Consider the following 18,013-nt stretch of genomic DNA (forward strand, 5'->3'; position numbering starts at 1 on the left):
TCGATTGGGCGCCTTGCGGTGGAATGAGCGCTGCTGTGAGACTCCATTCCGCCACAAAGTGCCCACTCGGTGCGGCTGGAACTGCAGGACGCCCCAGGACGCGGCAGGACGCCGCGAAATCAGGGTGTGGACCTGTTCAAACCGTCCGTCGCCGCGCGATCAGCTCCCGCACCTGCCTCACGGCTGAGCTGAACCCCTCCGCGTCGTCCACCGCGTTGAAATGGAGCACCGTCCAACCGGCGCTGATGAAGATGTTGTCCCGGCGCTGGTCGGACCGGGCCTTTTCCGGCGTGAAGTGAGTGCCGCCGTCGTACTCCAGAGCGATCCTCCAGTCCGGGTAGCCCATATCGGCGCAGGGTGAGTGTCGCCAGTCCGGGCGCGCTGGCACCTGAAGAGCGGGCTCGGGCAGCCCCGCTCGGACCAGGGCGAGTCGGAGTCGGGTCTCCGTCGCGGAGTCTGAGCCCACCCGCATCAGCGCGAGAGCCGCCAGCGCGGGGCGGCGGCCCGGCACCTTCCCCATCTGTTCAACGATCCGCTGCAGCTCGGTCACCACTGCGAACGGCGTGCTGCGGGCCTCGAAGGAACGGTAGGGGCGGCGGAGGAGATGATCGCCGACGACGACCAGCTCCTTCTCTGTGAGCAGCGTCGCCAGGTCCCACCAGGTCCGGACGCGGGAACTCAGCCAGGCACCCTTCCAGCGAACGAGCTGCTCGGGGAGGACTCGCACGCGATGACTGGTGACCTCAGGGCGCCTGATCCGGCGCGTCGTGCCCGCCGCGTGGGACAGATGAACCGTGGTCTCGCGCAGCAGCCGATCCGGCAGCGGGAGCTGGTGGATCCGCGCGGCCGTGACATGGGAGATCCACACGTCGGGAAGAGAGCGCGCCAGGGTCAGCGCCTGGTGAAGGTGTCGTGCGTCGCCCGGTTCCGGGAGGACATGCTCCTGGGCGTAGATCCCCCTCGACAGGGCGACGATGTCCCTGCGACGCACCCGGTCGCGCGACACCCCGGCGTTGGCAAGGTCCGCATGATTGAACGACGGCCCGGTGAGCTGGGAGGGAAGCTCACCGGGCAGTCGCATAGGACCATCTTGGCGAGGAAACCAGGCCGTTCCCGGTTATCCACAGCTCCTGCTGCTCCCGGCGGCCCTTCGCGACATCCGTTGGGCACTTTGCGGCGCTATGCGGGGGTCGGCACCCTCGGATTCCACCGCAAAGCGCCCAATCGGTGGATGCGGGCGGGGTGTCGGTTGGGTCGGGAGAGGTGATGTCCCGCGCGGGGCGGGGTGCGGACGGCGGGGCAGGGGGTGGGCGATAGAGTTGACCACCGTGAGCCAACAGCACCGAATCCCTGCAGACGCCGAGTCCAGCGCCGCCGTGGTGACGGGGGAGACCCCGCCCGCCTACCGTCCGGCACAGATCGACGACGACGGCGCGCGCCCGGCTCCGACCGCCGCTCCTGGCGTGGAGCAGGCCCCCGCGCGGGACCAGGCGGAGGAGAAGTCCGGGAAGAAGCGTCGGCTGCAGTACCCGCCGGCACCGGAGCCGCTGACGGTCCCGGTGATCGACAACCACGCCCATCTGGACTTCCGGGACGGGGAGATCACCGTCTCGGTGCAGCAGGCCCTGGATGCCGCTGCGGCCGTGGGTGTGGTCGGCGCGCTGTGCGTGGGCTACGACGTGGCCTCGTCGGAGTTCTCGGTGGACGCCGCCGCGAAGCACCCCGCACTGAAGGCGGCCGTCGCCCTGCATCCCAATGACGCGCCGGTGCTCGCCGCCCAGGGCGACTACGAGACCGCCTTCGCCCGGATCACCGAGCTGGCCCGCCACGATCAGGTCGTCGCGATCGGCGAGACCGGTCTGGACTTCTATCGCACCGGCGAAGCGGGGATCGCGGCGCAGCGGCGCAGCTTCGAGGATCACATCGCGCTCGCCGTCGACCGGGGACTGGCCATGCAGATCCATGACCGCGAGGCCCACGCGGAGGTGGTCGAGGTGCTCAATGCCGCGCCCACCCTGCCCAGCGCGGTGGTCTTCCACTGCTTCTCCGGGGACGCGGACCTGGCCCGCCTGTGCAACGCCAACGGCTGGTACATGTCCTTCGCCGGCACGGTCACCTTCAAGAATGCGCGCGCCCTGCGCGAGGCGCTTGCGATCGCGGATCCGCAGCTGATCCTGGTGGAGACCGACACTCCCTTCCTGACTCCACATCCTTACCGCGGACAGCCCAACGCGCCGTATCTGATCCCGCAGACCCTGCGGCTGATGGCCGAGGTGCGCGGCACCAGCCTGGATTCGCTGTGCCAACAGGTCATGTTCAACACCACACAGGCCTATGGGAGCTGGACATGAGCGATCAGCAGACACCGGAAGAATCACCGCAGCCAGCCTCTGCGCAGGAGCCGGCCCAGCAGTCGCCGCCGCAGCTGCTCTCGGCCGCGCATGTCCGGGCGCTGGCCGACCAGCTCGGGGTGCGCCCGACCAAGCAGTGGGGGCAGAACTTCGTCATCGATCCCAATACGATCCGCCGGATCGTGAGCCTCGCCGACCTCGACGGCAGCGAGCACGTGCTGGAGGTCGGACCGGGGCTGGGCTCGCTCACCCTGGGCCTGCTGGACGAATCAGCACTGGTCAGCGCCGTGGAGATCGACCCCAAGCTGGCCGGTCAGCTCGCCGATACGGTGCAGCGGTTCCGCCCCGAACGTGCAGGCAATCTGCGCGTCATGGAGCAGGACGCGCTGAAGCTCACCCCCGAATCCTTCGCCGGCTTCGGCGACGGCGAGGGCCCGTCGGTCCTGGTCGCGAACCTGCCCTACAACGTGGCGGTCCCGGTGGTGCTGCACCTGCTCCAGATCCTGCCCTCGCTGCAGAAGGGCCTGGTCATGGTCCAGGAGGAGGTCGCAGACCGGCTCTGCGCGGGACCCGGCTCCAAGATCTACGGCGTCCCCAGTGTGAAGGCAGCCTGGGACACGAACATGCGCAAGGCCGGCGTGGTCGGCAAGCGCGTGTTCTGGCCCGAGCCACGCATCTCCTCCGGACTGGTCCGCTTCGACCGGCGCGCCGAGGCCTCCGCCGAGCTCGGCCGTGAAGAGGTCTTCGCCGTGATCGACGCCGCCTTCGCCACCCGACGCAAGACCCTTCGCGCCTGCCTGGCCGGAATCGCCGGCTCGCCGACGCGCGCCGAGTCCGTGCTCCGTGCCGCCGGGGTGGACCCCTCCGCCCGCGGCGAGACCCTCGACATCCACGGGTTCACCGCGATCGCCGCGGCCCTGCGCGACGCCCCGCCCGCAGCCGACCCCGCAGCGCAGGACCCCGCGGTGGGCCCCGCGGGCCACGACGACGCGGCCGGCTCGGGTCCAGCTGACGCGGTCCCGCGTGTCAGTGGCGACCAGTAGGGTCGAAGCATGCGCGAAAGTGAATTCTTCGGACATGTCACCGCCGTGGCACCGGGCAAGATCAATGTGAGTCTGCGGGTCGGTCCGCTGCGCGAGGACGGCTACCACGAGGTCGCCACGCTCTACCTCGCGGTCTCGCTCTATGAAGAGGTCAGCGCCGCGCGCCGCGACGACGGCGCGATCACCGTGAGCCTCTCCGAGCGCTCGGCCTTCACCGAGGTCCAGACCCGGGACCCGGAGACCCAGGAGATGGTCGCCGCCGCGATCCCGCTCGATGAGCGCAACCTCGTCTACCAGGCCGCCTCGAAGCTGCGCGCCCGGCTCGGCATCACCGACGGGGTGGACCTCACCATCACCAAGAACGTCCCTGTGGCGGGCGGAATGGGCGGAGGCTCCGCCGATGCCGCCGCCGCCCTGGTGGCCTGTTCGGCGCTCTGGGAGGCCGGCCTCTCCAAGGAGCAGCTCGCCGAGATCGGCTCCGAGCTCGGGGCCGACGTGCCCTTCGCGATCCTCGGCGGAGCCGCCGTGGGTCAAGGGGTGGGCGACGAGCTCTCGCCGCTGCTGACCCGTGGAGAGCTGCACCTGGTCCTCGTCCCGGCGAACACCGGGCTGTCCACGCCCAGCGTGTACGCCAAGCTTGATGAGATGCGCGCGGAGGCCGGTGTGGAGGCCGAGGCGCCGGAACTGGACCCGGACCTCGTGCGGGCCGTGTGCAGCGCTGACGCCGAGCTGGTGGCGTCCTTGATGGCCAATGACCTCCAGGCCCCCGCCGTGGCCAGCCTGCCCTCCCTGGAGGACATGATGGACGTCGGCATGATCGAAGGCGCGCTGCAGGGCATGGTGTCCGGCTCCGGGCCCACCCTGGTGTTCCTCGCCCGGGATGCGGAGGCCGCGCATCGGCTCTGCACCAGCTTCGAAGAGCGCACCGAGGTCTGGGCCATCCCGGTCACCGGTCCGGCCTCCGGGGCACGGCTGATCAACAGCCGCGACAACCACTAGGACGTCGGACGGCCGCACCCCGAAGGACGCGGCCGTCCGACCAGCCTCAGCCGACCTTTTCGGAGAGCTCCAGCCAGCGTTCCTCGAGCTTCTCGTTCTCGCCCTGCAGCCGGGTCACATCGGCGGTGAGCTTGCCCAGGCCTTCGAAGTCGCTCGGATCATGATCGGTCATCTGACGCTGCTTCTTCTCGATCTGCGTGATCAGCTTCTGCATCTTGCGCTCAAGGGCGCCGACCTCCTTGCGCACCTCACGCTCCTCGGCGCTGCTCAGCTGCGGGGCGCCCGAGGAGGGCGTGGAGGCAGACTTCTTCGCCTCGCGGCGTGCCGCTGCCGCGGCCTTGCCGGATCCGCCGCCCGCGCCGCCGGAACCTGACGCGCTCGAGCCGGCGGACTCCGCCGAGGCGCCGTTTGCCCGCGCGGCCTTGAGTCGGAGGTACTCCTCCACGCCGCCGGGCACATGGCGCATCCGACCGTCGAAGATCGCGTACTGCTGATCGGTCACGCGCTCGAGCAGGTACCGGTCGTGGGAGACCACGATCAGCGTGCCCGGCCAGGAGTCCAGCAGGTCCTCCATGGCGGCGAGCATGTCGATGTCGAGATCGTTCGTGGGCTCATCGAGGATCATCACGTTGGGCTCGGAGAGCAGCACCAGGAGCAGCTGCAGACGTCGTCGTTGTCCGCCGGAGAGCTCGCCGACCCGGGCCGAGAGGTGAGCGGTGGAGAAGCCGAGGCGCTCCAGCAGCTGCGCCGGGGTGTGCTCCTTGCCGTCGATGACCACCTGGGTCTTCTCACGGGCCAGCACCTCGCGGACCCGGTCACCCTCGATGTCGGCCAGCTGGGAGAACTGCTGGTCCAGGGTGGCCAGGCGCACGGTCTTGCCGCGCTTGACCCGGCCGGCGTCGGGCTCGAGCTTCCCGGCGATCAGGTTGAGCAGCGTGGACTTCCCGGCGCCGTTGGCACCGAGGATGCCGGTGCGCTCGCCCGGGCCGATCCGCCAGGTGACCTCGTTGAGGATCGGCTTGCTGCCGAAGGCGATGGAGACGTCGAGGACGTCGACCACGTCCTTGCCCAGCCGGGCGGTGGCCATCTTCTTCAGCTCGATCGGATTGCGCGGGGGAGGCACGTCGGCGATGAGCTCGTTGGCCGCCTCGATGCGGAACTTCGGCTTGGTGCTGCGGGCGGGAGCGCCGCGGCGCAGCCAGGCGAGCTCCTTCTTCATCAAGTTCTGCCGCTTGGCCTCCACGGTGGCCGCCTGACGGTCACGTTCCACGCGCTGCAGCACGTACGCCGCGTAGCCGCCGTCGAACGGCTCGACCATGCCGTCGTGGACCTCCCAGGTGGTGGTGCTGATCTCGTCGAGGAACCAGCGGTCGTGCGTGACCACCAGCAGTCCGCCGGAGCTGCGCGGCCAGCGCCGGTTCAGGTGGTTCGCCAGCCAGGAGATGCCTTCCACGTCGAGGTGGTTCGTCGGCTCATCCAGGGCGATGATGTCCCATTCGCCCACCAGCAGCTTGGCCAGCGCGACGCGGCGGCGCTGCCCGCCGGAGAGCTCGGAGATCTTCGACTCCCAGGGGATGTCGGAGACCAGTCCGGCGATCACGTCGCGGATCTTCGCATCCGACGCCCATTCGTGGTCGTCGGCATCACCCACCACCGAATAGCCCACCGTGTGCTCGTCGAGGAGGTCATCGGACTGGTCCAGGACGCCGAACTGAACGCCCTTGCGCCGAGTGACCTGCCCCGAGTCGGGTTCCAGCCGGCCGGTGAGCATGGCCAGCAGCGATGATTTGCCGTCACCGTTGCGACCGACGACGCCGACGCGGTCGCCCTCGTTGATGCCGATGGTCACCGAGTTGAAGACGGTGCGAGTAGGGAATTCCAGGTGTAGGGCCTCGGCCCCGAGAAGATGTGCCACCCATCCAGGGTAATGCCACGGTCCCGCCCCGGTTTCATCGCGCCGTTTCGACGCACGGCCGCCCCTGCGTTTCATCCCGCGTTTCCCGCGGTTTCATCTCGTGAGTCACCACATGCGAAGATGGACCAGCGCGTGGCCGGAGATGAGGATGTTCGCAGCGCCGAGCACTCTCGGACCGCCGTCGCACTCCGCCTTGGTGTAATGGCAGCACGCCAGCCTTTGGAGCTGTGCAGTCTAGGTTCGAATCCTAGAGGCGGAACGGCAATCTAGATCGCCGGGCCTGCCTACACTGGGGAGTCCCATGAACCGCGTCAAGGAGCAGCCTTCGTGACCAACGCCCAGCCCACCCAGCCCACCGCCGTGATCGTCCTCGCGGCCGGAGCCGGGACCCGGATGAAATCCAGCACGCCGAAGATCATGCACCCGATGGGTGGCGTCTCGATGATCGGACACGCGCTGGCCGCCGCGAAGGGTCTGGACCCGCACCACCTGGTCGCCGTCGTGCGGCACCAGCGCGAGAAGGTCGCCGGGCATATCGCCGCCCTCGAGCCGCGCGCCGTGATCGCCGATCAGGATGAGGTCCCCGGCACCGGCCGCGCCGTGGCCTGCGCCCTGGAGGCGCTCACCGCCGCAGGAGCCCCCGCCGAGACCGGCACCGTCGTCGTCACCTACGGCGATGTGCCGCTGCTGCAGACCCAGATGCTCGCCGAGCTCGTCGACACCCATGAGCGCGACCGCAACGCCGTGACCGTGCTGACCGCGGTGCTCGACGACGCCGCCGGCTACGGCCGGATCCTGCGCAGCCAGGAGAACCCGCAGGACGTGCTCGGGATCGTGGAGCATAAGGACGCCACCGCGCAGCAGCGCAGCATCACCGAGATCAACTCCGGGATCTACGCCTTCGACGCCGCCGTGCTCACCCGCGCCCTGGCCCAGGTCACCACCGACAACGCGCAGGGCGAGATGTACCTCACCGACGTGCTCTCCATCGCCCGCGCCGAGGGCGGACGGGTCTCGGCCGTGGTCACCGAAGATCGCTGGCAGGTCGAAGGCGCCAATGACCGGGTCCAGCTGCAGGCGCTCGGCGCCGAGATGAACCGCCGCATCGTGGAGCGGGCCATGCGTGCCGGCACCACCGTGATCGACCCGTCCACCACCTGGATCGACGCCACCGTCACCCTGGAGGAGGACACCACGATCCTGCCCGGGACCCAGCTCCACGGCGCCACCCACATCAGCCGCAATGCGGTCATCGGCCCGGACACCACACTGACCGACGTGATCGTCGGGGAGGCCGCCACGCTGACCCGGGTCCACGGCTCCGGAGCCCAGATCGGCGCCGGCGCCAGCGTGGGACCGTACACGTACATCCGCCCGGGCACCGTGCTGGGCGACGAGGGCAAGATCGGCGCCTTCTACGAGACCAAGAACGTGGACATCGGACGCGGCAGCAAGCTCAGCCACCTGGGCTACGCGGGGGATGCCACCATCGGCGAGTTCACCAACATCGGCTGCGGCAACATCACCGCCAACTACGACGGTGTGAACAAGCACCGGACGCAGATCGGCTCCCACGTGCGGACCAGCTCGAACACGGTCTTCGTCGCCCCCGTCTCGGTGGGCGACGGCGCCTACACCGGCGCGGGCGCCGTGGTGCGCAAGGACGTGCCCGCCGGAGCAATGGCGCTCTCCATCGCCCCGCAGCGCAACGCCGAGGGCTGGGTCCAGGCCAAACGCCCCGGATCCGCAGCAGCCGACGCCGCGCAGGCCACCCGGCCCGACGCCGGCAGCACCCGGCACGACGCCGGCTAGAGACCACCTACTTCACCCACCCACACCAGCAACGCCGGCGAGAGGCAACAACACCCATGGACGAAATCAGGCTGAGCGGGGAAAAGACCCTGGTGCTGGCATCCGGGCGCGCGCACCCGGAGCTGGCCGAGGCGATCGCCAAGGAGCTCGGCACCGAGCTGCTGCCGATCAGCGCCTACGACTTCGCCAACGGCGAGATCTACGTCCGGTCCTCGGAGTCGGTCCGCGGCAAGGACATCTTCCTGCTGCAGTCCCACCCGGCGCCGATGAACAACTGGCTCATGGAACAGCTCATCATGGTCGACTCGATGAAGCGGGCCTCGGCCAAGCGGATCACCGTGGTCTCGCCCTTCTATCCCTATGCGCGTCAGGACAAGAAGGGTCGAGGCCGTGAACCGATCTCGGCGCGACTGGTCGCTGACCTCTACAAGGCTGCCGGCGCGGATCGGATCATGAGCGTGGACCTGCACACGGCGCAGATCCAGGGCTTCTTCGACGGTCCGGTGGACCACCTCTTCGCGGTGCCGCTGCTGGCTGATCACATCCGTGGTCGCGTCGCCGAGGACGAGGTCACCGTGGTCTCCCCGGACACCGGTCGCGTCCGCGTCGCCGAGCAGTGGGCGGAGCGCCTGGGAGGTGCGCCGCTGGCCTTCGTGCACAAGACCCGCGACGTCACCCAGCCCAATAAGGCCGTCTCCAAGCAGGTCGTGGGTCAGGTCGAGGGTCGCACCTGCGTGCTCATCGACGACATGATCGACACCGGCGGCACCATCTCCGGCGCCGTGCAGGTGCTCAAGGACGCCGGCGCCAAGGATGTCATCATCGCGGCGACCCACGCGGTGTTCTCCGACCCGGCCGCCGAGCGGCTGGCGAACTGCGGTGCCCGCGAGATCGTGGTGACCGACACGCTGCCGATCCCCGAGGACAAGCGCTTCGAGACGCTCACGGTGCTCTCCATCGCGCCGATCCTGGCTCGCGCGATCAAGGAGGTCTTCACCGACGGCTCGGTGACCTCGCTCTTCGACGGTCACGCATAAGCACCAGCTGCACCCCACCGTCATCACGTTGAGGGGCGGGTTCTGCGACCATCTGAGGCCTCGAGCGGCGTCAGATACCCGCAGAATCCGCCCCTCAACGCGTGTGGGGGAGGGGGATCAGCTCTGGGGCTGGGTGGCCCAGGCGACGACGACGTCGCCGATGAACCGACGCATATGCGCCTGGCGGGCCTCGGTGGTGAAGTCCGGATCGAAGAGGTGCCCGAAGGTGTAGCGGTTCGCGACCTGGAAGACGCAGTAGGAGCTGATCAACAGGTGCAGGTCCAGCGCGTTGACCTCTTCGCGGAAGGCGCCCTGCTTCTTTCCCTCGGCGATGATCCCGTCCAGGATCGTCACGGCCGGCTGTCCGAGGTCGCCGAGGGTCTCCAGCTTCCGGATGAACTTGCCGCGGTGGATGTTCTCGATCGAGACCAGCCTGATGAAGGCGGAGTTGCGCAGGTGGTGCTCATAGGTCAGCTCCGCGAGCTGGCGCAGCGCGTCGATCGGCTGCATCTCGTCGACGTGCAGTGACTGCTCGGCCTTGCGGATGCCGCGGTAGGCGTTCTCCAGCACCGCAAGATAGAGCTTCTCCTTGCCGCCGAAGTAGTAGTAGATCATCCGCTTGGTGGTGCGGGTGCGGCGCGCGATCTCATCGATCCTGGCGCCGGAATACCCATCGTCGGCGAAGGCCTCGGTGGCCACCGCCAGGACCTCTGCGCGGGTGCGCACGGCGTCTCGCTGTCGGGCGGGCGTCTGCGTCACTGGATTCTCCTCTGGCTCAGCCGCGACAGTATCAGATGCTTCACCGCCAGGCCTGCAGTCGCTCATGCTCCTGTCAGCATCCTGCGTGGATTCTCCACCATCAGTCGATGCTCCAGGGCAGAGTCCATCCCCTGCGCCCGCAGCCGGGGCAGGATGCGTCGATGCAGGTGATCCATCCGCCAGTGCGGGGCGTGCACCGCACGCCAGGAGGGCGGAGTGATCCGGCTGAAGACCGCCGCGTCGTGGGAGAGCAGCAGCTGGTCTTCGAAGCCGAGCTCCAGCAGGGCCAGCAGCATCCTGATCCGGTCCTCGTCGGAACCGGTGTGGCGCATCCCGAAGCGGTCGAAGCCGAGGAAGGACCCTGCCCGGGCGAGCTCCTTGAGGTACTCCAGATCGGTGGAGTCTCCGCTGTGGCCGATCACCACCCGGGTCAGATCCACGCCGAGGCGCCCGAGCAGCCGCTGCTGGTCGAGGCCTCCGCGCGAGCTCGGATCCGAGTGGGTGGTGATCGGAACGCCGGTGATCCGGTGCGCCTGGGCCGCCGCGGTGAAGACCTGGGCGACGTCGTCGGTGATCCCGGCCTTGTCCGAGCAGACCTTGATGATCGCCGCCCGCAGCTCGGTGCCGGCGATGCCGGTCTGGATGTCGCCCAGGAACAGCCGCAGCAGCGGATCGGGGCCCTCGACCAGTCGACCCGGGCCGTTGAGATGGAAGAAGTGCGGCAGCACGTCGCTGGTGTACCAGCCCGTGGCCGCCAGGATGCGGACCGAGGTGCGGCGGGCCAGTTCAGCGACCCGCCGCACGTCTCGTCCGAGACCGGGGACGGTGAGGTCCACGATCGTCTCTACGCCCAGCTGGCTGAGTCCCTGCAGCTGCGCCTCCGCCGCGGCCATCACGGCCTCGGCATCCCATTCCGGATGCGGGAGATCCCGATCCAGCTGGGGGTCGCCGACGATGAGGTGCTCGTGGACCAGAGTGGTGCCCAGCTGCGCGCCGGACACCTCCCCGGTCAGCGTGGGGATCATGCTGGACATAGAGATCGAATCACTCGCTGGTGCCGCGGATGGCCTCGAAGGCCTCCAGGGACTCGCCCTCGAGGGCGTCTTCGAGGTTGCTCACGGTCTGCTCCTGGAACGCGGCGACATCGACATCGTCGTTGACCTCCCAGTCGGAGCCCTCCTGCCACTCGGCCAGGGTCTCCTCCTCATCGGTGGCGACGCAGTCGGTCACCTCGGTCACGGCAGTCTCGACCGCGCTGCTCAGCGCCTCCTGCTGCTCCTCGTCGAGCTCGTTCCACCGCTCAGACATGATCACCAGGTTGGTGTTGAGCTGGTGGGAGGTGAGGTTCAGGTAGTCCTGGACCTCGTTGAGGTTCTCCGACTCGATGTTGGTGATCGGGTTCTCCTGGCCGTCCACTGCGCCCTGCTGCAGCGAGAGGTAGAGCTCCTCGTAGGCGACCTCCACCGCGTTCGCGCCCATGGCGTCAGCGTTCATCAGGAACTGCGGTGAACCGGGGAAGCGGATCTGCATGCCTTCGAGGTCCTCGGGCGAGCTGATCGGCTCGTTGGAGGTGAAGTGGCGGGCACCGGCGGACCATGCGCCCAGGGTCTGGATCCCGGCCTCCTCGGCGAAGGACTCGATCAGCGCCATGCCCTCTTCGCTCTCCATGAAGCGGGCGAGGTGGTCGGCGTCGTCGAAGGCGTAGGCCGCGTCGAGCACGCTGATCGGCTCGTAGACCCCGCCCAGTGCCGACGCGCCCTGGATGTCGATGTCCACGTCGCCCGATGCCACCGAGGCGATGCGGTCGGCGTCGCCGCCGAGCTGGCTGGCGCCGTAGATCTCGATGGTCAGTCCGACGTCGGCGGCCTCGACCTCTTCCTTGATCACATCGGCGCCGCAGAGCGCCTGAGGCTGATCCTCGTTGTAGCTGTGCGCCAGGGTCAGCTCGAGGGACTCGCCGTCGGCGGCAGCATCGCCGCCGCCGTCGGCGCTGCCGCCGCAGGCCGTGAGGGCCAGGATCGGAACCGCGGCGAGCACGGCTGCCTTGCTGAGGGTCTTCTTGGACTTGAACATGATGGGTGTTCCTTTCATCGGTGCAACGCTGCACGCGGGGGGAGTGATTCAGCGGTTATCAGGGCATTGAGGTCATTGAGCATCGAGGACCGGTTCGCGGTCTCGCCGGTGAAGATCTCGAAGGCGTCGGCGGCCTGGTGCATGGCCATGCCGAGCCCCGAGACGGTGAGGCAGCCGCGCTTCTGCGCTGCGAGGAGCAGCGCAGTGTCCACCGGACGGTAGACGACGTCGGCCACCCAGTGCCGCGGTAGCAGCAGGTCAGGGTCGAACGGGGTGCCGGGGTGGTGCGCCATGCCGAACGGGGTGGCATTCACCACGCCGTCGGCGCGGGCCAGCAGCTCCGGCAGCTGCGCCGGGGTGGCCTGGCCGATGCTGAACCCGTGAGCGGCGTGCACGCTCGCCGCGAGGGCGGCGGACTTCTGCGCATCCACGTCCACCACCTGCAGGCTCTCCACGCCGCGCATGACCAGGGCGTGGGCCACGGCCGATCCGGCGCCCCCGGATCCCACGAGCACCACGTGCCCGCACCGGGTCTGCGCCAGGGCGTCGTCGATCGACGCCTTGAAGCCGGTGACATCGGTGTTGTGCCCGATGGCGGCGCCGTCGTCGAACACCACGGTGTTCACCGCGCCGATCATCGCGGCGGAGGGCCCGAGCTCGTCGAGCAGCGGCATGATGTTCTGCTTCGCCGGGAAGGTGATGTTGAGTCCGTTGAAGCCCAGCCGCTGCGCCATCGCGAGCAGCTGGCCCAGCTCGTCCAGGGAATCCTCCCCGCCGGCGAACTCGATGCTGCGGTAGATGTAGCGCATCCCGTGCCGGATGCCCTCCAGCTCATGCATCGGCGGGGTCAGCGACGGTCCGACGCCGTGGCCGATCAGCCCGGCCAGGATGCTGCGTCCGGTCTCTGGTGCGCTCACAGTCCGAGCACCTCCGGGAAGAACATCAGCGCGTCCGGGAAGATGATCACCAGCAGCAGCACGACCACCGTGGGTACGGCGAAGGGCAGCGAGCCCTTGAACACCTCGCCCACCCGGGTGTTCGAGACCGCGGCGGTGACGAACAGGGCGGTGCCCACCGGCGGGGTGAGCAGGCCGAGCATGAGCGAGAGGATCAGGACCACGCCCAGCACGATCGGGTCGATCTGGTACTGCAGGGCGATTGGCAGCAGGATCGGGACCACCAGGACCAGGATCGCGGTGGCATCGATGACCGTGCCCAGGATCAGCATGAGCAGCGCGACCAGCAGCAGGAAGACCAGCGGGCTGTCCGTGATCCCGAGGAGGGTCTCGGTGAGCAGCTGCGGCAGCCGCTCCAGCGCCATGATGTGGCCCAGCAGCGCAGCCGATGCCACGATCAGCATGATGCCGCCGGTGGTGATGACCGTCTCGCGAATCGAGGTGATGAACCCCTTGAAGGACAGCGAACGCTGCACCAGCGAGATCAGCAGCACCCAGAAGACGGCGACGGCGGCGGCTTCGGTGGGCGTGAAGAATCCGCCCAGGATGCCACCGAGGATGATGACCGGGGTGACCGCGGGAAGCAGCACGCCCTTGGTGGAGGAGATGAGCTCTCGGCGATCGAAGTGGCCGGCCTTGAGGTTCGGGTTGCGCCGGACCAGGATCCAGACCACGACGCAGAGACCGACGGCCATCAGCAGCGCAGGCACCACGGAGGCCGCGAAGAGCGCTCCGGTGGATGCCGCGGCAAGGCCGGCGTAGATGACCGCGGGGATGCTCGGCGGCATCACCGGGGCGATCAGCGAGGAGGCGGCGGAGAGGCCGGTGGCGAAGCGGCGGGTGTAGCCGTTGCGCAGCATGGCCGGGATCTGCACCTTGCCCAGAGCCGCGGCATCGGCGATGGCGGAGCCGCTCATCCAGGAGAAGCCGACGCTCGCACCGACGGAGACGTACCCGAGGTTGCCGCGGATCTTCGCCATGGAGGCCATGGCGAAGCGGAAGAGCCGATCGGCGAGCCCGGCGTGGTTGGCCAGGCTGCCGAGGAAGACGAAGAGCGGCACCGCGAGCAGCGGGAAGCTCTGCACGGCATTGGTGACCTGGCGCAGGCTGGTGCCGGAGGACTGACCGTCCATGAGCATGTAGACCAGCGAGGGGCCGAGGAAGGCGAAGGCCACCGGCACCCGGATGATGAGCAGGAGGGCGATGGCGACGCCCAGCAGGATGAGTGTCACGCGTGGTCCTCCACGATGTCGGGTGTCAGTTCAGCTGCCGGCAGGATCGGGCCGTGCTTGGCGATCATGAAGGCGGCGAACAGTGAACGGATGATGGTGCTGACCATGCCGGTGAGCACCGGGATGTAGACCCACGACATGGGCATCCCCAGCACGGGGGAGCGCAGCGCCCCCTGGGTCTGGACCAGGCCCCAGGCCTCCATGGTCAGGCCGATGGCGATGATCGCGACGATGACCAGCGAGGCCACCTGCACGACGCGGATCAGCCGCGGAGCGGGCAGGGTGTCCACCACCTCGAGGGCGATGTGTCCGCGCAGGGTGATCAGCACGCCGGCCACGGAGAAGGTCATCCACGCCAGCCCGAAGCGGGAGATCTCGCCGGTCCAGGCGACGCCTTCGAACGAGGTGTAGCGCTGGGCTGCCTGGGTGAAGACCAGGACGAGGATCACGAGAAGCATCACGCCCGCGAAGCCGAGCTCGATGCGCGTGAGCACGTCCACCACTCGGCGGCTCAGAGGTTTCCTGATGTCGGTCACGGGGTTCCTTTGGTCATGGAAAGTGGCGTGTGCCACATCGACTGGAACAAACGTACCGGTTCGTACATTAGGTGTCAAAGGTCACAGCAGGCGCCGAGCCGGCGAGCGACGAATACCCCGGAGCGATCGGGTGTTGACGCCGACAGCGGGCACAGTGACATCCTGTGGACCGAGCGCCCGCGGAGGCTGGACCAGTCTCAGCAGACAGCCGATCTCAGCAGGCCCCCAGCCTCACCAGACCTTCAGGAGCAGCCATGGAATCCGCCGCGCAGGCACCAGACCAGCAGGTCCAGCAGGAGCAGACCTTCGATGTGATCGTCATCGGGGGCGGGGCGGTGGGAGAGAACGCGGCCGGTCGCGCGGTGCAGGGTGGACTGAGCGTGGTGCTCGTGGAGGCGGAGCTCGTCGGCGGGGAATGCTCCTACTGGGCCTGCATGCCGTCGAAGGCGCTGCTGCGTTCGACCCAGGCGCTGCGGGCCGCCCGCAGCGTCGACGGCGCCGCCCAGGCCGTCACCGGGGAGCTCGATGTCGCGGCGGTGCTGGCCCGCCGTGACTCCTTCACCAGCGGATGGAAGGATGCGGGGCAGGCCCGCTGGCTCGAGGATGCCGGAATCGCGCTGGTGCGCGGCCACGGCAGGATAAACGGACCCAAAGAGGTCACCGTCACCGCAGCCGATGGGAGCACCACCACGCTCACCGCCCGTCACGCCGTGACCATCGCCACCGGCTCCGCCGCGGCCATCCCGGAGGTGGAAGGGCTGCATGAATCACATCCCTGGACCAGCCGTGAGGGCACCAGCGTGCAGATCGTTCCGCGCAGCCTCGCGATCATCGGCGGAGGCGTGGTGGCCGCAGAGCTCGCCACCGCCTACGCGGCCTTCGGCGCCGAGGTCACCCTGCTGGCGCGCAGCGGGCTGCTCGGCGGGATGGAGCCCTTCGCGGGCGAGCTCGTGGCGGAGGCGCTCCAGGCCCAAGGCGTGTCCCTGCGGCTGAACACCTCTCCCCAGCGGGTCTCCCGCTCAGCCGAAGGAGTCAGGATCGAGACCGAGGAGGGTGACCCGCTGCTGGTCGAGGAGGTGCTCGCCGCCACTGGCCGCGCCCCACGCACGGCCGACCTCGGTCTCGAGAGCATCGGTCTGGAGCCGGGCACCTGGATCGACACCGATGACACCCTGCGGGTCCTCGGGTTCGACTGGCTCTACGCCGTCGGGGACGTCACCCACCGGGCGCTGCTGACCCACCAGGGGAAGTATCAGGCGCGGGCCGCCGGAGATGTGATCGCCGCGCGCGCCCAGGGCCGGAGGATCGATGACTCGCCCTGGGGTGCACATGTCGCCACGGCGGATCACGCCGCGGTGCCCCAGGTGACCTTCACCGATCCCGAGGTGGCCTCGGTCGGGCTCATCGCGTCCGCGGCGCGCGAGGCGGGGCACCGGATCCGGGTGGTCGACTACGCGCTGGGCGACGTCGCCGGCTCAGCCCTGCATGCCGACGGCTACACAGGCCAGGCGCGCATGGTGGTCGACGAGGATCGACGTGTGGTCCTCGGCATGACCTTCGTGGGCCCCGACGTCGCAGAGCTGCTGCACGCCGCGACCATCGCGGTCAGCGCCGAGGTGCCGCTGGACCGGCTCTGGCACGCGGTGCCGGCCTACCCCACGATCAACGAGATCTGGCTGCGCCTGCTGGAGACCTACGGCCGCCCCGGAGAGCAGACCCTCAACGGGTTGAGCTGAGCTGTTGCCGGCTCACCCCTGCTGAGTCTTGGCCGCCTCCACGGAGGGGTCCGGCCACCGGCCCGAGCGCACTCCGCGGAAGTAGAGATGGCCCACCACCAGGGAGCCGACGAAGAGGATGATCATCGGGATCAGGACGATGTAGACGTTGCCGGTGGCGACCATGATCGGGATCGCCAGTGCCGTGATCAGTCCACCGCCGAAGAACGGCTCGAAGAACAGCTGCTTATAGCCGAAGGCCTCCAGGGCGGGGGACTCGTCGTAGGGATCGGCCACCCGCAGCAGGACCAGGCCGGTGGCCGTGACGCCCATCGACTGGCCGAAGTCCGCGATGCCGCGCTCCAGCCAGTATTCCGGGATGATCCGCGGGGTGAAGACCAGCAGGACCGTGGTGCAGAAGATGATCCCGGCGATCGAGAGGATCAGGAAGGTCTCCCAGTAGGCGGCGATCGCGTCGAGCGAGATGGTCGCCAGCGCGGCGACGATCAAGATGTCCAGCGCCAGGCCCTGGATGCGCTTCATCGTCTCGTGGTCCAGCAGGTTGGTGTTGCCGGTGCGATCCAGGATCACCTGGATGATCACGCCGCCGATCATGGCCAGCGGGAACAGCGGCACATAGCCCAGGAGGGTGAGGCCTTCCTCGGACAGCGGCGATCCGGGCTGACCCCACAGCTGGTCCTCGATCCAGACCAGCCCTTCCAGGATCAGCCAACCGATGATGATGGCCAGTCCCACCACTGCCACGTGCAGCGTGAGCGGCTCGATCGAGCTGGGTCGCGAGGTCATCCGACCGGTGGAGACGTTCTCGTTGTCGTTGTAGAGTCCGCGCAGCTCGGCCTTGGACTGCTTGGAGACGTCTTTGATCACCCGGGTGCGACCGGTGCGCACTCCCCAGTTGATGACGGAGATGCCGATGATGATGCCGAAGACCAGGCCGACGGTGGCCATGGCCAGGGCGAGGTCTGTGGCCTCGGGGATGCCCATGTCATCGAAGGCTGGCTCCATGCCGGCGGCGGTGCCGTGACCGCCTTCGAAGGCGATCTCCAGCAGCGCGCCGAAGACCGGGTCGACCCCGAGCAGCGGGGAGAGCACCAGCAGTCCCAGCACGATGCCGACCACGTACTGGCCCGAGCCGTAGGCGACACCGATCGAGAGCTGCGGGCCGACGAGCTTGGCGACGCGGACCGGGGACGGAATCCGTGATCCCAGGAACAGGGTCGCGAAGACCACCGAGATCAGCAGGCCCGGCAGCTCGCCCCAGACGTCGTAGATCCCCTGGGTGAACACTCCGCCGTCTTCCAACCACGCCCAGCCGAGCGGCTCGCCGAGGCGCCCGATGACCTGGGGGCCGAGGATGAGTCCGATGAACCCGGCGATGATCGCGCTGGGCAGCAGGAGCTTCTGGAGGAAACGCACCTTGACCCTGGCGTACTTGCCGATCAGCATCACCGCTGCCAGCAGCACGATCGCGAACCCGACTACTTCTGGACTCATCGGATGCCCCTCTCCGAATTGGACCGCCGGAGGCGGTCGTGACTTGGGAAGAAGCACATCACAGATCGTG

General features: G+C 68.6%; 15 protein-coding genes and 1 tRNA gene. 7 read left to right on the top strand and 9 right to left on the bottom strand.

Annotated features, from left to right (window positions below):
- Nucleotides 1-136: 136 nt before the first annotated feature.
- The gene (locus tag BCL67_RS03690) at nucleotides 137-1,081 is read right to left on the bottom strand and encodes a hypothetical protein (RefSeq protein WP_106122097.1); all 945 of its coding nucleotides are present in this window, start codon (nucleotides 1,079-1,081) and stop codon (nucleotides 137-139) included.
- Between the two features lie 298 nt (nucleotides 1,082-1,379).
- Between BCL67_RS03690 and BCL67_RS03695 the strand changes: the two genes are divergently transcribed.
- From BCL67_RS03695 to BCL67_RS03705, 3 genes are read left to right on the top strand one after another with little or no spacing between them, the layout of a single operon-like run.
- Nucleotides 1,380-2,351: a TatD family hydrolase gene (locus tag BCL67_RS03695; RefSeq protein WP_374955623.1), complete on the top strand. Its 972-nt coding sequence runs from the start codon at nucleotides 1,380-1,382 to the stop codon at nucleotides 2,349-2,351.
- A complete protein-coding gene (gene rsmA / locus BCL67_RS03700) occupies nucleotides 2,348-3,394 on the top strand; it encodes a 16S rRNA (adenine(1518)-N(6)/adenine(1519)-N(6))-dimethyltransferase RsmA (protein WP_106122099.1) in 1,047 nt (348 codons plus the stop codon). Before BCL67_RS03695 ends, rsmA begins: the two co-directional genes overlap by 4 nt.
- Nucleotides 3,395-3,403: 9 nt before the next feature.
- Nucleotides 3,404-4,393 (top strand): 4-(cytidine 5'-diphospho)-2-C-methyl-D-erythritol kinase, encoded by a 990-nt coding sequence (locus BCL67_RS03705; RefSeq protein ID WP_106122100.1) that lies wholly within the window; start codon nucleotides 3,404-3,406, stop codon nucleotides 4,391-4,393.
- 46 nt (nucleotides 4,394-4,439) lie between these two features.
- Here BCL67_RS03705 and BCL67_RS03710 read toward each other — a convergent pair whose 3' ends face one another.
- A complete protein-coding gene (locus BCL67_RS03710; RefSeq protein ID WP_219886389.1) occupies nucleotides 4,440-6,308 on the bottom strand; it encodes an ABC-F family ATP-binding cassette domain-containing protein in 1,869 nt (622 codons plus the stop codon).
- A 187-nt stretch (nucleotides 6,309-6,495) separates the two neighbouring features.
- Between BCL67_RS03710 and BCL67_RS03715 the strand changes: the two genes are divergently transcribed.
- The 3 genes from BCL67_RS03715 to BCL67_RS03725 all read left to right on the top strand — a co-directional run bounded on the left by BCL67_RS03715 (nucleotide 6,496) and on the right by BCL67_RS03725 (nucleotide 9,157).
- Nucleotides 6,496-6,567: transfer RNA gene (locus BCL67_RS03715), tRNA-Gln, on the top strand.
- 68 nt (nucleotides 6,568-6,635) lie between these two features.
- A complete protein-coding gene (gene glmU, locus BCL67_RS03720) occupies nucleotides 6,636-8,120 on the top strand; it encodes a bifunctional UDP-N-acetylglucosamine diphosphorylase/glucosamine-1-phosphate N-acetyltransferase GlmU (protein WP_106122102.1) in 1,485 nt (494 codons plus the stop codon).
- Between the two features lie 56 nt (nucleotides 8,121-8,176).
- On the top strand, nucleotides 8,177-9,157 hold the full coding sequence (locus BCL67_RS03725; protein WP_106122103.1) for a ribose-phosphate diphosphokinase: 981 nt from the start codon (nucleotides 8,177-8,179) through the stop codon (nucleotides 9,155-9,157).
- A gap of 117 nt (nucleotides 9,158-9,274) precedes the next feature.
- Here the strand turns inward: BCL67_RS03725 and BCL67_RS03730 are convergent, their stop codons facing one another.
- The 6 genes from BCL67_RS03730 to BCL67_RS03755 form a co-directional block, all read right to left on the bottom strand.
- Complete coding sequence (locus BCL67_RS03730) at nucleotides 9,275-9,916, bottom strand: TetR/AcrR family transcriptional regulator (protein WP_258174730.1); 642 nt, start codon at nucleotides 9,914-9,916, stop codon at nucleotides 9,275-9,277.
- A gap of 62 nt (nucleotides 9,917-9,978) precedes the next feature.
- On the bottom strand, nucleotides 9,979-10,950 hold the full coding sequence (locus BCL67_RS03735; protein ID WP_106122105.1) for a phosphotriesterase family protein: 972 nt from the start codon (nucleotides 10,948-10,950) through the stop codon (nucleotides 9,979-9,981).
- A gap of 10 nt (nucleotides 10,951-10,960) precedes the next feature.
- Nucleotides 10,961-11,989 carry a DctP family TRAP transporter solute-binding subunit gene (locus tag BCL67_RS03740; RefSeq protein WP_181255873.1) on the bottom strand — a complete coding sequence of 343 codons (1,029 nt, stop codon included), beginning with the start codon at nucleotides 11,987-11,989 and terminating at the stop codon, nucleotides 10,961-10,963.
- A 14-nt stretch (nucleotides 11,990-12,003) separates the two neighbouring features.
- Complete coding sequence (locus tag BCL67_RS03745; RefSeq protein ID WP_106122107.1) at nucleotides 12,004-12,906, bottom strand: shikimate dehydrogenase; 903 nt, start codon at nucleotides 12,904-12,906, stop codon at nucleotides 12,004-12,006.
- Complete coding sequence (locus BCL67_RS03750; RefSeq protein WP_106122108.1) at nucleotides 12,903-14,177, bottom strand: TRAP transporter large permease; 1,275 nt, start codon at nucleotides 14,175-14,177, stop codon at nucleotides 12,903-12,905. The genes BCL67_RS03745 and BCL67_RS03750 overlap by 4 nt, the downstream gene beginning before the upstream one ends.
- Nucleotides 14,174-14,713, bottom strand: coding sequence for a TRAP transporter small permease (locus BCL67_RS03755; protein WP_106122109.1), 540 nt, complete (start codon nucleotides 14,711-14,713; stop codon nucleotides 14,174-14,176). The genes BCL67_RS03750 and BCL67_RS03755 overlap by 4 nt, the downstream gene beginning before the upstream one ends.
- Before the next feature lie 254 nt (nucleotides 14,714-14,967).
- On the opposite strand from BCL67_RS03755, the gene BCL67_RS03760 reads away from it, so the two are divergent.
- On the top strand, nucleotides 14,968-16,449 hold the full coding sequence (locus BCL67_RS03760) for a dihydrolipoyl dehydrogenase family protein (RefSeq protein ID WP_106122110.1): 1,482 nt from the start codon (nucleotides 14,968-14,970) through the stop codon (nucleotides 16,447-16,449).
- 12 nt (nucleotides 16,450-16,461) lie between these two features.
- On the opposite strand, the gene BCL67_RS03765 is transcribed toward BCL67_RS03760, so the two are convergent.
- Entirely contained in the window at nucleotides 16,462-17,943 is a 1,482-nt protein-coding gene (locus tag BCL67_RS03765; RefSeq protein ID WP_106122111.1) for a sodium/glutamate symporter, read from the bottom strand.
- Between the last annotated feature and the right edge of the window lie 70 nt (nucleotides 17,944-18,013).

Source organism: Nesterenkonia sandarakina, from assembly GCF_003003175.1.
Taxonomy (GTDB): domain Bacteria; phylum Actinomycetota; class Actinomycetes; order Actinomycetales; family Micrococcaceae; genus Nesterenkonia; species Nesterenkonia sandarakina_A.

What these genes read in the sequence shown, in the direction of transcription:
- BCL67_RS03690 (WP_106122097.1), bottom strand. Translation starts at nt 1,081, where the DNA reads ATGCGACTGCCCGGTGAGCTTCCCTCCCAGCTCACCGGGCCGTCGTTC.
- rsmA (WP_106122099.1), top strand. Translation starts at nt 2,348, where the DNA reads ATGAGCGATCAGCAGACACCGGAAGAATCACCGCAGCCAGCCTCTGCG.
- BCL67_RS03705 (WP_106122100.1), top strand. Translation starts at nt 3,404, where the DNA reads ATGCGCGAAAGTGAATTCTTCGGACATGTCACCGCCGTGGCACCGGGC.
- BCL67_RS03725 (WP_106122103.1), top strand. Translation starts at nt 8,177, where the DNA reads ATGGACGAAATCAGGCTGAGCGGGGAAAAGACCCTGGTGCTGGCATCC.
- BCL67_RS03735 (WP_106122105.1), bottom strand. Translation starts at nt 10,950, where the DNA reads ATGTCCAGCATGATCCCCACGCTGACCGGGGAGGTGTCCGGCGCGCAG.
- BCL67_RS03740 (WP_181255873.1), bottom strand. Translation starts at nt 11,989, where the DNA reads ATGTTCAAGTCCAAGAAGACCCTCAGCAAGGCAGCCGTGCTCGCCGCG.
- BCL67_RS03760 (WP_106122110.1), top strand. Translation starts at nt 14,968, where the DNA reads ATGGAATCCGCCGCGCAGGCACCAGACCAGCAGGTCCAGCAGGAGCAG.
- BCL67_RS03765 (WP_106122111.1), bottom strand. Translation starts at nt 17,943, where the DNA reads ATGAGTCCAGAAGTAGTCGGGTTCGCGATCGTGCTGCTGGCAGCGGTG.